General features: G+C 33.6%; 15 protein-coding genes. 4 read left to right on the top strand and 11 right to left on the bottom strand.

Features of this window, described 5'->3' with window-relative positions:
- Window positions 1-131: 131 nt before the first annotated feature.
- The 3 genes from SOM12_RS16520 (at window position 132) to SOM12_RS16510 (ending at window position 3,516) form a co-directional block, all read left to right on the top strand.
- Window positions 132-1,109 carry a succinylglutamate desuccinylase/aspartoacylase family protein gene (locus tag SOM12_RS16520; RefSeq protein WP_095928419.1) on the top strand — a complete coding sequence of 326 codons (978 nt, stop codon included), beginning with the start codon at window positions 132-134 and terminating at the stop codon, window positions 1,107-1,109.
- Entirely contained in the window at window positions 1,096-1,665 is a 570-nt protein-coding gene (locus tag SOM12_RS16515; RefSeq protein WP_320494304.1) for a 5-formyltetrahydrofolate cyclo-ligase, read from the top strand. The genes SOM12_RS16520 and SOM12_RS16515 overlap by 14 nt, the downstream gene beginning before the upstream one ends.
- A gap of 303 nt (window positions 1,666-1,968) precedes the next feature.
- Complete coding sequence (locus SOM12_RS16510; RefSeq protein ID WP_320494302.1) at window positions 1,969-3,516, top strand: vWA domain-containing protein; 1,548 nt, start codon at window positions 1,969-1,971, stop codon at window positions 3,514-3,516.
- A 75-nt stretch (window positions 3,517-3,591) separates the two neighbouring features.
- Here the strand turns inward: SOM12_RS16510 and SOM12_RS16505 are convergent, their stop codons facing one another.
- The 11 genes from SOM12_RS16505 to SOM12_RS16455 all read right to left on the bottom strand — a co-directional run bounded on the left by SOM12_RS16505 (window position 3,592) and on the right by SOM12_RS16455 (window position 14,007).
- Window positions 3,592-3,927: a hypothetical protein gene (locus SOM12_RS16505; protein ID WP_320494300.1), complete on the bottom strand. Its 336-nt coding sequence runs from the start codon at window positions 3,925-3,927 to the stop codon at window positions 3,592-3,594.
- Between the two features lie 58 nt (window positions 3,928-3,985).
- Entirely contained in the window at window positions 3,986-4,210 is a 225-nt protein-coding gene (locus tag SOM12_RS16500; protein WP_320494298.1) for a hypothetical protein, read from the bottom strand.
- Between the two features lie 41 nt (window positions 4,211-4,251).
- Window positions 4,252-4,998, bottom strand: coding sequence for a tetratricopeptide repeat protein (locus SOM12_RS16495; protein ID WP_095928415.1), 747 nt, complete (start codon window positions 4,996-4,998; stop codon window positions 4,252-4,254).
- Window positions 4,999-5,088: 90 nt separating this feature from the next.
- The gene (locus SOM12_RS16490) at window positions 5,089-6,837 is read right to left on the bottom strand and encodes a BatD family protein (RefSeq protein ID WP_320494296.1); all 1,749 of its coding nucleotides are present in this window, start codon (window positions 6,835-6,837) and stop codon (window positions 5,089-5,091) included.
- 108 nt (window positions 6,838-6,945) lie between these two features.
- Window positions 6,946-7,707 carry a tetratricopeptide repeat protein gene (locus SOM12_RS16485; RefSeq protein ID WP_320494295.1) on the bottom strand — a complete coding sequence of 254 codons (762 nt, stop codon included), beginning with the start codon at window positions 7,705-7,707 and terminating at the stop codon, window positions 6,946-6,948.
- A 39-nt stretch (window positions 7,708-7,746) separates the two neighbouring features.
- Entirely contained in the window at window positions 7,747-8,781 is a 1,035-nt protein-coding gene (locus SOM12_RS16480; RefSeq protein ID WP_248728578.1) for a vWA domain-containing protein, read from the bottom strand.
- 120 nt (window positions 8,782-8,901) lie between these two features.
- Complete coding sequence (locus SOM12_RS16475; protein ID WP_095928412.1) at window positions 8,902-9,903, bottom strand: vWA domain-containing protein; 1,002 nt, start codon at window positions 9,901-9,903, stop codon at window positions 8,902-8,904.
- Window positions 9,903-11,540 (bottom strand): hypothetical protein, encoded by a 1,638-nt coding sequence (locus SOM12_RS16470; protein WP_320494293.1) that lies wholly within the window; start codon window positions 11,538-11,540, stop codon window positions 9,903-9,905. Before SOM12_RS16470 ends, SOM12_RS16475 begins: the two co-directional genes overlap by 1 nt.
- Window positions 11,541-11,627: 87 nt before the next feature.
- Complete coding sequence (locus tag SOM12_RS16465) at window positions 11,628-11,873, bottom strand: four helix bundle protein (protein WP_320494328.1); 246 nt, start codon at window positions 11,871-11,873, stop codon at window positions 11,628-11,630.
- Between the two features lie 185 nt (window positions 11,874-12,058).
- Window positions 12,059-12,922 (bottom strand): DUF58 domain-containing protein, encoded by an 864-nt coding sequence (locus SOM12_RS16460; RefSeq protein WP_320494292.1) that lies wholly within the window; start codon window positions 12,920-12,922, stop codon window positions 12,059-12,061.
- 80 nt (window positions 12,923-13,002) lie between these two features.
- Window positions 13,003-14,007 carry an AAA family ATPase gene (locus SOM12_RS16455; RefSeq protein WP_095928410.1) on the bottom strand — a complete coding sequence of 335 codons (1,005 nt, stop codon included), beginning with the start codon at window positions 14,005-14,007 and terminating at the stop codon, window positions 13,003-13,005.
- A 212-nt stretch (window positions 14,008-14,219) separates the two neighbouring features.
- Between SOM12_RS16455 and SOM12_RS16450 the strand changes: the two genes are divergently transcribed.
- The gene (locus tag SOM12_RS16450) at window positions 14,220-15,095 is read left to right on the top strand and encodes an aldo/keto reductase (RefSeq protein WP_320494291.1); all 876 of its coding nucleotides are present in this window, start codon (window positions 14,220-14,222) and stop codon (window positions 15,093-15,095) included.
- The last annotated feature ends 4 nt before the right edge of the window (window positions 15,096-15,099 follow it).

Below are 15,099 nucleotides of genomic sequence, written 5' to 3'. Positions count from 1 at the left end.
TTATGTGTGAAGATACTCGAAAAGCTTTTTTCAAAAACCATTCCGATTTCCAAATGAAGCTTAACATTGAATTAGTTTCAAATTTACAAAATCAAAAGAATAATTTCTATATTTAGATTTTATAATTCTACATGAAAAATAGTACTCCATTGGTTATTTTTGGCGAATCGATTTTGCCGGGAGAACACAGAACGATAAACGTCGAAATTGCTCGGCTTCATACTACAACAAAACTAAATATTCCTGTTATTGTTCGTCGTTCCAAGAACGAAGGTCCGACTGTTTTATTTTCTGCCGGAATACACGGAGACGAAATTAACGGTGTTGAAATTGTTCGTCAGATTATCAGTAAAAAAATCAACAGACCTGCACGCGGTACAATAATCTGCATTCCGGTGATTAACATGTATGGTTTTGTGAATAAATCTCGCGAGTTTCCGGACGGGCGCGACTTGAATCGTGTTTTTCCAGGAAGTAAAAAAGGTTCGCTTGCCAGCAGATTTGCCTATCATATTGTCGAAGAAATTTTACCAATTTTGGATTATGCAGTCGATTTTCATGCAGGCGGAGCAAGCCGATTTAACGCGCCACAAATTAGAATCACAGAAAACAATCCTGAACTTAAAGTTTTGGCCGATATTTTTAATGCGCCATTTACACTTTATTCTAAAAATATAAATGGTTCTTTTAGAAAAACTTCTGAAAGTGCCAATGTAAAAATGCTTCTTTTTGAAGGAGGAAAATCTTTAGATATCAATAATGAAATTGCAAATCAAGGTGTTTTAGGAACAAAACGTTTACTGCATTATCTGGGAATGTTAGATTCTAAACAAATTATGGAACCTGCCTTAACACCTTCAATTTACATCAAGCAATCGGTTTGGCTTCGAGCAAAATGTTCGGGTTTGCTTCATGATTTTAACTTGATCGGAAAATTTGTAACCAAAGGCACTATCTTGGCTATTATTACAGATCCGTTTGGGAAGTTTGAACAAAAAATCAAAGCGCCGCACGATGGTTATGTAATTAATGCCAATCATTCGCCAATTGTTTATGAAGGCGATGCTATTTATCATTTATCTAAAACTCCAGACAATGCCGACGAGTAAAAAAGAACTTCGAATAGAATATAAAAATTTCCGTAAAGCACTTTCTTTTGATGAAGTAGAAGAGAAGAGTTTGGCAATTGCAAACCAATTGATTCAAATTCCAATTTGGGATAAAATTTATTATCATGTTTTTCTTCCAATTGAAGAACATAAAGAAGTCAATACCGAATTTGTTCTGCATTTACTTTCTGGAAAAGACAAAGAAATTCTGATTTCTAAAAGTGATTTCGAAACTAGAAAAATGACTCATTTTCTTTTAACGGATAATACTAAAATCAAAAAAAATGAATACAACATTCCTGAACCTGTTGACGGAATTGAGGTTCCTTCGTCTAAGGTCGAAGTAGTTTTTGTACCCCTTTTGGCTTTTGATGTTTTTGGAAATAGAATTGGTTACGGAAAAGGTTTTTATGATAAATTCCTTGCCGAATGCAAACCCGAAACCTTAAAAATTGGACTTTCATTTTTTGAAGCCGTAAATCAGATTGATGATGTTTTTGAGTCGGATATCAAGTTGGATTATTGCGTAACGCCAGAAAAGATTTATCAGTTTTAATTTAATAGCAAAAAAAAATAATGCCACAGATTAAAGGATTTTAAAAGATTTTAAAAGATTAATCTATTTAATCATTTAATCTGTGGCAAGAAAATATTCGAATTTCACAAAAAAAATATTCTACACTAAATCCCTTTAAAATCAAGGTTTCTCATTTTATTTTTACGTAAGAAAAGGATTTTTAATTTTTTTGGCACGATTTTGCTTACTCGAAAAAATGCAAATAATCGCCTCTAGTACATCCGGAATGCTAGTCCTTATTTGAAGCCTATAACCTTTTATTAATTTCTAAAAATTTACTTTATGAGAAATCTTAATTTCTTTATGATGGCATTCCTTGTACTTACTATTTTCAGCTGTAAGAAAGCGTATGCACCAGATCAAAGTTACGAGACAGTTGATTCTGCTGCGGCTGTAACAGATGCAATTCCAGAGGAAATGTACATTGAACCGAATACAGAAAGCTACGCAGGATTGGAAGAAAATCCTTTTGAATCTCCCTTAAAAGAGCCTCTTTCTACTTTTTCTATCGATGTTGATAATGCATCCTATACCAATATCCGCCGATTTATAAACGAAGGGCAAAAAGTTCCTAAAGATGCTGTTCGTGTGGAAGAGATGATTAACTTCTTTAAATACAAATATCCGCAGCCAGAGGGTCAGCATCCGTTTTCTATTAATACAGAATACAGTGATTGTCCTTGGAATAAAAACAGCCGATTGCTAAAGATTGGTTTGCAAGGAAAAGATATTCCTATGGCGAATCTGCCGGCTACTAATTTGGTTTTTTTGGTTGATGTTTCGGGTTCAATGGATGAACAGAATAAATTGCCATTGTTGAAAGAATCGATGAAAGTTTTGGTAAAAGAACTGAGAAGCATGGATAAAGTTTCGATTGTAGTTTATGCGGGATCTGCGGGAGTAGTTTTAGAACCCACTTCTGGAGATAATAAGGATGAAATTATGGATGCTTTTAATGATTTACATGCAGGTGGAAGTACGGCAGGAGGAGAAGGAATCGAATTAGCGTACAAATTGGCACAGCAGAATTTTATTAAAGAGGGCAATAATAGAGTGGTAATAGCTACAGATGGTGATTTTAATGTTGGCGCTTCTTCAGATGATGATATGCTGAAATTGATCGAACAAAAAAGAGAATCTGGAGTTTTCTTAACCGTTCTTGGATTTGGAATGGGAAATTACAAAGACAGTAAAATGGAAATTCTTGCCGATAAAGGAAATGGAAATTACGCTTACATTGATAACATTCAAGAGGCAAATCGTTTTCTTGGAAAAGAATTTAAAGGTTCTATGTTTGCTATCGCGAAAGATGTAAAAATCCAAATCGAGTTTAATCCGAATCACGTTCAGGCGTATCGATTGATTGGTTATGAAAACCGAAAATTAAATGCTGAAGATTTTAAAAATGATAAAATTGATGCAGGCGAATTAGGCAGCGGACACTCGGTTACGGCTTTGTATGAGATTGTTCCGATTGGTGTAGAAAGTGATTATGTTCCTTCAGATTTAAAATATACTAAAACGCAGAAAGTGGCTGGAAATCATAGTGATGAATTAGCTACAGTAAAATTTAGATATAAAAAACCTGATGGCAACAAAAGTATTGAAATCGTAAATGTAATTGCAGACCAAAAAACGGACTTAGAAAACAGTTCTCAAGATTTCAAATTCACAACTGCCGTTTCTTGGTTCGGATTAAAATTACGTGACTCAAAATATATAGCAAACAGTTCAAGTTCTGATATTAAAAGATTGGCAAAATCTGGTTTGTCAAACGACGAAGAAGGTTACAGATCTGAGTTTGTAAGATTGGTCGATGCAGTAAATTAATTTAAAATTTCAAAATAAGAAATCCCAAATTCCAGTCTTCTTTGGAATTTGGGATTTCTTATTTTTTAATGTAAATTATTGCAATTTAAAATATTGTAATTTTTGATTACTGCAGAACAATTCTGATATTCCGTTTTCATTTTCTTCTCCAATATAAAAAGCAATCAAATTACCCGAAGCCTCATCAATATAATAACGCCAAACTTCCTTGTTTGAATACACTATCAATAAAGGATCAGAAGTTAAACTTTCTTTATCTGAAAAAATGATTTTTTCTGTTTTGGCTAAATTCCAGTTTTTTGCTTTATCATAAAGTTCGTAAAACAATATTTGATCAGGATCGATAGTAATCATTCTCCCGACGATACTGTCAGAAGGATCTCTCATTGCCCAAGAGTCAGGAGTAAGCATTTTCCAATTCCCTATAATTTCTTGTCTTTGTTCTGCTCTTACGATGACTTTTAAGGAATCAGTTTTTTTTTATCGATTTGCTTAAGATTTCTTTGTCTGGACTAAAACCGGTTTGAGCTAAGGAGAAAAAACCGTAGGCACGGTAAAAATTTTGTTCTTTTAAAGCTTTTAGTCCTTCTTCAAAAAAGTGTTTTTGGCGCTGTTCTGGTTTTAATTTTTCTTCCTGAGCATAGATTGTGCAGGATAAAGTAAATAGTATAATTAAGAGTTGTTTTTTGACCATTGAATGTAATTTTAAATTATTTCAATTGCATTCTAAAAAAACTATTTAACCTCTTTAATTGTTGAAGAGTCGATCCAACCTTGCGTTCCGTCTGTCAATTCGATTTTTTTCCAACCTGCAATACTTTCTAAAACATAAACTTTTGCTCCTTCATGCAATAAAATAATTCCAGTCGAAGATTTTTTAGGCTCATGTCTAACTTGGCTTAATTCAGAAAAAACAATGGCTACACGGTCGTTTTCAAAATGATTTTTTTCAGACATTCCCGCTGAAATGCTTAAAGCAAAAGCCACCAAAATGATAAACATTCCGACAAAATAAATTCTTTTTGCAAGTGTAGCGTTCGAAAAATAATACCCAATAAAGCTCAATAAAAACACAAACCCAAGCGCTATAGAAATTTTGGCCCAAGTATTATAGTCAAAAATAGAAGTAAAGTTCTGAATCAGTTTGGCAAAACCTACTTTTGGAACTTCTTTGATTTCATCAATCGTTAGTTTTTTGGCAAATTTTAAGTTGTTTAAAGTCTCAGGATCGTTTGGTTTAAGAACCAAAGCCTTTTCATAATTGTAAATTGAAGGTGCAACCTGATTTAGTTTGTAATAACAGTTTCCAAGATTAAAATACACTTCAGCAGAATGTAATTTGTCTTCTTTTATGATGTTTTCATAAACCTGCGCCGCTTCTTTATATTGTCCTTTTTGGTACAATGCATTAGCCGATTCAAAGCGACCTTGCGCAAAGAAAACCTGCGAGATGAATAAAAAGAGATATAGTATGTTTTTCATTTTCTATTATAATAAAGATTATCAACTTTGCGAACTTAAATTCGACTCAATCTAAATCAATTTCCTTAGCGAACTTTGCGGTAAAAAAAATTAAACAATCTGTTTTTCTAGTTCAGAAATAATCAATACAGCCTTATCATAATCCTGCTGAATCGAAGCGCTCGATGCTGGTGCATAACGTGCAAATTCGCAGTTTTCAGTTAGAGCAATAAAATTCTGAACCGTTTCTGGATTTGCATTTCTAGATAGCAGCAATTCTCTAATATTATCTTTACTCATTTCTGAAGTTTCGATATGTAGTTTTGCTTTCAAGAAATTATGCATTGCTTTTTCAAGTGCAATGTAGAAAGGCTCTTTGTTGTTAAGATGTTTCTTCGCTTGCGATAAATATTTTTTAGCCAGCTTATTGTTCATTCTAATTCTATTTCCAGTAACATCACTATCCATAGCTTCTTTTTTCTTTCTAGCCAGAATAATTATCGGGATAATGATAAATGGAGCAAACAATAATCCTAAATATAAGTTTGAGTCGTAAAAATCTTTTTTCTCAATAGGAATTAATGCTGTTCTAGATTTAATGTTTTTGAACTGATCTGCTTTTGCTACTGCATTTTTAGAAGCTGATGCTCCTGGATTTGCTTCAGCAGGCGTTGGACCGTCCAAAACATCAATCATAATTTCTTTTGAAGTGATGGTTTTATAAGTACCAGAACTCAAATCGAAATACGAAAACTGCATTGGTTTTATCGCATATTTTCCTCGGTATTGTGGTACAATAGTGTATTTGTCTGTAATTCTTCCAGACATGCCGCTTAGAGAAGTAGTTACTTGCTCGTCATGAACAGGATCGTACATTTCTAATGCATTTGGAACAACTGGTTTTGGAAGCGTAAACAACTTCATATTTCCAGTTCCTTGCGCACTTACGATTAAGTCAAGACCTTCGCCATTTTTAAGCGTTGTTTTTGATGGAGTAACGGTAAAATTCAGTCTTCCGACAGCTCCAGTAAATCCTTCTGGTTTTGTGCTTTCGGGAAGAGGTCTTACATTGATTGTTTTTGCTCCAGCAGAAACTATTTTATTGTCTTCTGTAATAATCATTTGACCAAACATATCACGACGATTTGTTGGCAATTGCACACCAATATCTAGCGAAAGAGGTTCAATAGTAAGTTTTCCTGATTTCTGAGGATATAAAATGGTCTTTTTCAGGATAACATAATAACATTTTTGGCCTTGGAAATTTCCTTCTTCAATTGCTAATTGTTTGATATCAATGTTCTGATTCCAGAAATCATTGTATTTAGGTTTGGCCAATTCTTTAAATCCTGTAACTCCAATATTATTGAAATACAATTTGTAAACCGCTGTTATTGGTTCGTTTAGATACGGATTTGTTTTTGAAATTTCGGCAACAAGAGTCAATAATTCATTTCCAGATCCTGGAGGTCTATCGTTTGGATCTCTTTCTTGAGCCACGGCATTGGTCACAGTAACCTTAATCGGATTTGTTTTGTAAACCTGACCGTTGAATTCTATTGCGGCCTGCTTAATGGTGACAACTCCTTTTCTCTCAGGCTGCAAGATATAAGAATATATTTTCTGAAAAGAGCTTCGCCCATTTATCCAAGACTGACTAATCTGTTGGCTTGGTCCTGCGACCATTTTAAACCCCTCAAAAGAAGGTTGCTCGAAATTATCTCCGTCAACATTCATGATGAAGTCGATGCGAAGTCTTTCATTTATTCCAAGCGAGTTTTTGCTGACTCTGGCTTCAAATTGTACTTGAGCCATAAGTCCTTGAAAAGTGAGTAGAAATAGAATTAAATATCTTTTCATTACTTGTTTAATCGTTATTTTTAATGCTTAATCGTTTAAACGTTATTTTGTTTAATCGTATTGTTTGGATCAAATAAACAAATTAACGGTTAAACGATTAACCAAATTTTACCAGTCTTTTTCTGTTTTCTTAGGATTAGTTTTTACTTTTTGAGCGTTTACTTTGTCCTGAATTTTCTTTTCTTCATTGTTTACAGCATCTAACAAATTCTGAACACGCTCTTTTGATATTCCTCCAGGCTGTGGTTTTGGCTCTCCTTGATTATCAGATTTGTCATCTTTCTTAGGATCGTTTTTACCGTCTTTTTTGTCTTTATCCTGGTCGCCTTTATCGTCTTTTTTATCCTTGTCTTTATCTTTATTTTTGTCCTTGTCTTTATCTTTGTTTTTATCCTTATCCTTGTCTTTGTCCTTGTTTTTATCTTTCTGATCGTTTTTAGGAGGATTCTCTTTTAGTTTTTGTTTTGCGTAAGCATAATTGTAACGTGTTTCATCATCAGTCGGATCGTTGCGAAGTGCTTGTTTGTAAGCTTCAACTGCTTGAGAATAATCTTTCTCTTTCATAAAAGCATTTCCAAGATTATGATAAGCCTTATGTTTTTCAGGCCTCGTTTTGGCATTTTTTATCGCTTTCGCGTAAGCAAATTTAGCTTCCGAAATCTGATTTTGTCTATAAATGGTATTTCCTAAATTATATGGAGCTGCTGATTTTTTAGGAAATTTTGATTCCGAAATTCTATAGTTTGCCTCAGCATCAGTAAATTTATTCTGTTTATATTCTTCATTACCAGCAGGCAATGATTTGTCTTTTTCTTGTGCAGCAGCTGCAAAAGAAACGGTTAGTAAAATATAAAGGAGTAAATTTTTCATTCTAATTTTGTTTTCTGTTCTGAATTTCATTCTGAACATTTATTTCTTTTCATTAAATAAATCCAACTCTTTGATCCAGCTTGTTTTTCTTTCTAATAAGAAAATGTCTAGGAAAAGCAGTAAAAATGCAAATCCGATAAACCATTGGAACTGCGATTGAAATTCTGCCATTTGTGTAGCTTCAAATTCTGTTTTCTGAATATTGTTCAAAGCATTTTTTACATATTCTAAAACTTCTTTCGTGCTTCCGCCGTAAACATAACCACCTTTTGTTGCTTTTGCAATTGTTTTTAAACCTTCTTGATTTAATTTGGTAATAACTGTTTCTCCGTTCTGGTCTTTTTGATAGCCTCTTACAACGCCATTTTCTTTTAACGGAATTGTTCCTCCTCTTTCTGTTCCAACACCAATTGTGATGATTTTCATTCCTAACTTATTCGCTTCTTCTGCCGCAGCAGTTGCACCTTCAGAATGATCTTCACCGTCAGAAATCAGAATTAATAATTTACTGGTCTTACTCTTTTCATCAAAATAAGTAGAGGATAATTTAATCGCTTCATCCAAAGAGGTTCCTTGAGAGGAAACCATTCCTGGATTCATACTTTGCAAGAACATTTTTGCAACGCTATAGTCTGATGTAATTGGTAAAACTGGGAAAGCACTTCCTGCATACGCCACGATTCCGATTCTATCGCTTCCTAAATTGTTAATGATTTGAGAGACCAACTGTTTACTTTTATCTAAACGGCTAGGAACAACATCTTCTGCAAGCATACTTTTAGAAACGTCAACAGCAAAAACAATATCAATACCTTCTCGTTTTACGGTTTCCATTTTGGTTCCGATTTTCGGATTTACCAAGCCAATAATTAAACAAGTAAGCGCCAAAAGAATTACAACAATTTTTAAAACAGGTTTAAAAACCGATTTCTCTGGGCTCAATCTTTTTACCATTTCCAAATCACCAAATTCACGTTGCGTTCTTCTTTTCCAATACATGTTGAAAAGAAAAATACATACCACAATTGGGATAAGTAATAAGAGATATAAATATTTTTTTTCGTCTAATTCCATAAATGTTTTTAAATTCCAATATTGAAATTCCAAATTCCAAATCCTCTTTCTAATTTTTAATCTTCAAATCCTAAATTCCAATTTGTTATTTGGAATTTTTAGAATTGGAATTTTTTTAAATTAAATAAAGCTTCTGTAAACCGTATTTCTTAATCCAACTTCAAGCAATAACATTAAACCTGCAAATAAGACAAAAAACCTGTATTTTTCGTCGTAATCGTAGAATTTCAGTTCCTGAATTTCTGTAGTTTCCAATTTATTGATCGATTTGTATATTTCTGCTAATTTATCGTTGCTTGTTGCTCTAAAATACGTTCCATCTGTTTTTCTAGCAATGTTTCTCATTAGCTTTTCATCGATTTCAACTTTCTGCATTTTAAATAAGAAACCGCCATTTGGAGCATATGCGTATGGAGATTCTGCCATTCCGTTTGTTCCAAGACCAATCGTGTAAACTTTAATTCCATACTGTTTCGCAATATCTGACGCTGTTTCTGGTTCAATAAAACCAGCATTGTTTACACCGTCAGTAAGGAGGATAATAACGCGGCTTTTTGCTTTGCTATCTTTCAAACGATTTACAGCAGTTGCCAATCCCATTCCAATTCCAGTTCCGTCTTGTAAAACCGTATCGTATTTAATTCCTTTTATAGCTTCAAGAATAATAGCTTTATCACTTGTAACAGGCGTTTTTGTGTAAGCTTCAGAAGCGTACAAAACCAATCCGATTCTGTCATTTGGTCTTTCTTCAACGAAATCGGCTGCAACTCGTTTTAAAGCTTCCATACGATTTGGCTTTAAATCTTTTGCCAGCATAGATCCAGAAACGTCAATTGCCATTACAATATCAATTCCTTTTGTTGTTTTAGTCTGGTTGCTAATATCTACAGTTCTTGGGCGTGCCAATGCTATAATTAATGAGCTTAAAGCGAGAATTCTGAAAACGTATAAAGCAGGTTTGAACTTGATCCAAAACGATTGATTATTTTGGAATCCTGCTGTCGAACTCATTTTTAAGGTAGCCGACTGCTGGTTGCGTTTCCAGAAAAACCAGATTATCGCAATCGGAATTAATAGAAACAACCAAAGGAACTCTGGATTTAAAAAAGTGATCTTGCTCATTAGTTGTTTGCTCTTTGAAGTTCAACAGAATTTAATATTCGGGTCGTGATTTCATTTGCATAAGTATCGCCTTCTTCGTGCAAAATCAGGATTTGCTGTAAACCTTGATCTTGTTTGAAAAGTAACAATTCGTAATATGCTTTTGTACTCGTTTTGGTTGCCGGATTCAAAACAGTCATTGTCCCGTAACCCTTTACTCCCTGAATACCTTCGTTTGTTTGAAAATCTTCTTGTTTTAATATAATATTTTGTCCGCCTTGAGCCTCGATAATTTTTAGATTACCCTCAAGAGTTTTACTTAAATCAATATCTGTTGGCTGTTTGAATTTAGATGTTGAAACCGTTACGTAAAAATTGTCAACCATACTTCCGTATGTAAAAAGTTGCATTTCTTTGATAAGTGCCATTGCTTCTTTTGGAAGTACTTTTTGCGCGTCCATTCTTTTTAAAACCTTTGGCGTTTCAATAAGAACAGCTGGATTTCCGTAAGCACTTTTTACCCATTCGCCTTCTAATAATTCTTTTGAAGGGTGGCCAATTACGTTATCTTTTACATAATTGAACCCTTTGGTAACCACAAAGAAAGTGGTTGTAGCAAACAATAAAAGTATGATAGCTGCAACCGCATAACCAATTCTAGCATTGCGCTGTTTTTTAAGCTGCGCTTGAATTTGTTTTTGTCTTTGCGCTTCGTTTAATAACTGATCTTCAATTTCTTCTGGAACTTCAGTTGGAATTGCATTATCAAGGGTTAAAATTACTTTCTGTATTTTATTTCTGTCGTCAGTAATTTCAAAATCAAGCGGTTTAGATTTAGCAAATTTTACCAAATCGGCCTGACGTAAAACGCGTTCTAAATTTTCGACCGTTTCCGGCGTAAGGGTCATTTTCTTTTTGGTCGAAGCTCCTCTAATTGCAGCAATTAACTCAGAAGTTGTACTTTCCATTGCTGGGATATGAATTGCTTCTTCAATATAATTTCTAGCAATATCGGTCAGTTCGCTATAGTATTCTTTAATTTCTCCTTTTTGAACCAGTTCTTTTTGTTCTAGATTATTTAATAAACTAGTCGCTTTTTCGATAGGAGTTTTGTAAACTTCTTCTTCGATTTTTTTCAGCTGGCGTTTTTTGACATACCAGTAAACGAAAGCGCCAATTCCTAAAATTACTAGAACTATTAAAGTATAAATCCACCAATTTCCCATTCCTTCATCAACAGAAGAAATATCTTTAATGTCGTACATTTTCTGCTGTAAAGTATCAACTTTTACAGCGGCAACTTCAACTTTAATAGAATCAGAGTAAAAAGGTTTTTTATCAATTAAAATTTTGATGCTCGGAATCGTATAACGGCCAGAATCAAACTGCGTTAAACCATATTTTTTTATAAGTTCGTAATTAGTGGCATCTTTCTTAACCGTATCAATTGGATAAGACTGGATAACTTCTAACGGACCAATATTTTTAAGTTTAGGAAATTCAACTTTTGATGTTGAAGTCACAACCGTTTTAAGCGTCAGTTTGAACTCAGCACCAATCTTATTTTTGGTGGTATCAATACTCGTTTCTACTGGTTTCTGCTGTGCAAAAATCATAGTAGAAAAAAGCAATAAAAATATATAAAGTTTAAATTTCATTTGATTAACGATTGAAGATTAACGATTTTTGATTTTTGATTTTTCCAAGGATTGTCAATAGTTTTCTAAAATAGTAATCTTTAATTTTTATGAATTATTTTTTGATGTTTTAATGCTGGATACAAAAATGGAGATTAATTGATTTGCTTCTATTTTTACTTGCATTAAACTTTCTCTGTCTGTTGATAAATTTGCTTTTTCTATGATTTTCAAACAAACAAATGTTTCTCTTAATTCTTTCAGACAAATTCCCATTTTATGAATAAAATCTTTTTTACTCTCTGCACTTTGCGCTTCACCGTAATTTAGCGCTGGTGATGTTCCCGATCGGATTATTTGCCCTTACAAATGATTTCCTGCATAATTTTTCTCAAACTTACTTGCTATAATTATAATTGTTGCTGCAAAATCAATCAATCTATTTTCTAATTCTTGTTTGGTCATTTCTTAAATACTCCCTTTAATCTCAAATCACACACATCATAAATCAAAAATCGTTAATCAAAAATCAAAAATACTTATCTCGATTTGAAATAGCCTAATAGTTTAGTTACATAATTTTCGTCAACTCTGGTGTTGACAATTCCTGCTCCAGATTTACGGAAAGTATCTTTAAAGTAATTCAGCTTTTCTTGATAATGTTTTTCATAATTCATTCGAACAGCTTTAGAACTTGTATCAACCAATTGTATTTTTCCGGTTTCGGCATCCAGCATGCTTACCATTCCTAAATTCGGAATTCTTTCTTCGCGAATATCGTACACACGAACTCCTGTAATGTCATGTTTTTTAGAAGCAATCTTTAATGTATGCTCATAAGAATCAGACATAAAATCGGAAATCATAAAAATGATGGCTTTCTTTTTCTGTGTTCCAGATAAGAATTTCAAGGCTTGAGCAATGTCTGTTTTATGACTTTTTGGTTCAAATTCAATCAATTCACGAATGATGCGAAGTACATGAGAACGTCCTTTTTTAGGCGGAATATATAATTCTACAGTATCAGAAAATAAGATTAAACCAATTTTGTCATTATTTTGTGTAGCCGAAAAAGCCATCGTTGCCGCAATTTCGGTTACGATGTCTTTCTTGAATTGATTTTTAGAACCAAAAGATTCTGAACCCGAAATATCGACCATTAAAACCATCGTTAATTCGCGTTCTTCTTCAAATACTTTAACGTGAGCTTCGTTGTAGCGTGCGGTTACATTCCAATCGATGTTACGAATATCATCTCCGTATTGGTATTGACGCACCTCGCTAAACGTCATTCCTCGTCCTTTAAATGAAGAGTGGTATTCTCCCGAAAAGATATGATTACTCAGTCTTTTCGTTTTGATTTCTATTTTCCGTACTTTTTTTAAAAGCTCTTTTGTATCCATTTGATTTGTTTAAAGTTTAAAGTTTAAAAGTTTCAAGTTTGTCTTGCAACAACTTGAAACCTGAAACTTGAAACAAATTTTTAAGGTACCTCAATCTCGTTAACGATTTTGTTGATAATGTCTACAGAAGTGATGTTTTCTGCTTCTGCTTCGTAAGTGATTCCAACTCTGTGACGTAATACATCGTGAACAACTGCACGAACGTCTTCTGGAATTACATAACCACGACGTTTGATGAAAGCATAACATTTAGCAGCATTAGCCAAGTTGATACTTCCACGAGGAGAAGCTCCAAAACTGATAAGCGGTTTTAAATCGGCTAATTTGTATTTTTCTGGGTAACGTGTAGCGAAAATAATATCAAGAATATATTTCTCGATTTTTTCATCCATATAAACTTCACGAACAGCTTCCTGAGCACGTAGAATCTGATCTACAGAAACTACTGGATTTACTTTTTCGTAAGTTCCTTTTAAGTTTTGACGAATTACAAAACGTTCTTCATCAATTTTTGGATAATCAATAACAGTTTTCAACATAAAACGGTCAACCTGTGCTTCAGGAAGTGCATACGTTCCTTCTTGCTCAACTGGGTTTTGTGTTGCTAATACTAAAAACGGACGGTCTAATTTAAATGTAGTGTCACCAATAGTAACTTGTTTCTCCTGCATCGCCTCTAATAAAGCAGATTGAACCTTTGCTGGAGCACGGTTAATCTCATCGGCAAGTACGAAATTGGCGAAAATTGGTCCTTTTTTAATTGAGAACTCATTTGCTTTAATATTGTAAATCATGGTTCCGATAACATCGGCAGGTAATAAATCTGGCGTAAACTGGATACGGCTGAAAGATCCTTGAACCGCTTGAGAAAGCGTGTTGATGGCTAAAGTTTTTGCCAGACCAGGAACTCCTTCCAATAAAATATGCCCTTGTCCAAGTAATCCGATCAATAGACGCTCGACCATATGTTTCTGACCCACAATAACTTTGTTCATTTCCATTGTAAGAAGGTCTATAAAAGCACTTTCTCTCTCAATTTTTTCATTTATCGCTCTAATGTCTAAAGTCGTTGTATTTTCTTCCATATAAATATTTTTAAAACCTTGATTTTAACGCCTAATTTTTGAGAGTGCAAATTGAATATTTTTTAAGAAGTAAGATGTTAAAGAATGGTTAAAACTTCGACCAAAGACCTAATTTTAAGGACTAATTGTGAATCTATTTTTATATTTTTAAGAACTTTGATGATTATGTTTTAGTAAAGCATAATTATTACCAAAAATAACGCATAATTATTATGAGCAAAACAGTCTTATCGCCTATAATTTCGGGCACTATGAATTGGGGAGTTTGGGATAAAAACCTTACAACTAAAGAAATGGAAAACATGATACAGGTGAGTATCGAAAACAAAATTACGACTTTTGATCACGCGGATATTTACGGTTCGTATACGACCGAAGCCGATTTTGGAAAAGCCTTTCACGCAAGTAAGATTGCCCGTGAAAAATTACAATTAATTACCAAGTGCGGAATTCAGATGATTGCTGAAAAACGCCCTGAAAACAAAATCAAACATTATGATTATTCTAAAGACTATATTATTAAGTCTGTAGAAACATCTTTGAAGAATTTAAAAACAGATTATGTAGATGTTTTTTTACTTCACAGACCAAGTCCGTTAATGCAGGCTGATGAAATTGCAGAAGCGGTTGAGAAATTAAAAGGAGAAGGAAAAATTATTGATTTTGGACTTTCAAACTTTACAAGCTCACAAACTGAATTGATTCGTCAGAAAACAGAAGTAAGCTATAATCAAGTTCAGTTTTCTGCTACGCATTATGAAGCAATGATTGACGGAAGTTTAGATTATATGCAGACTAACGGAATTCGACCTTTATCATGGAATCCGCTAGGAACGGTTTTTAGAGAAGATACAAAACAAACTCGCCGTTTGAAAAAACTGTTTTCTACTTTATTAGAGAAATATCATTTAGGTGCAGATACACTTTTATTAGCATGGATTTTAAAACATCCAGCAAGAGTTATTCCTATTGCAGGAACTGTTAACGTTGCCAGAATTCAATCTCTGTCAAAAGCAGTTGAATTAGAAATGGATAAAGAAGATTGGTTTGCTATCTGGACAGAAAGCATGGGTGATGATGTGCCTTAATTTT

Source organism: Flavobacterium sp. CFBP9031, assembly GCF_034044945.1.
Classification (GTDB): Bacteria; Bacteroidota; Bacteroidia; order Flavobacteriales; family Flavobacteriaceae; genus Flavobacterium.
Note: the sequence above shows the minus strand (reverse complement) of the source record. Positions and strands in the feature narration are given on the sequence as shown.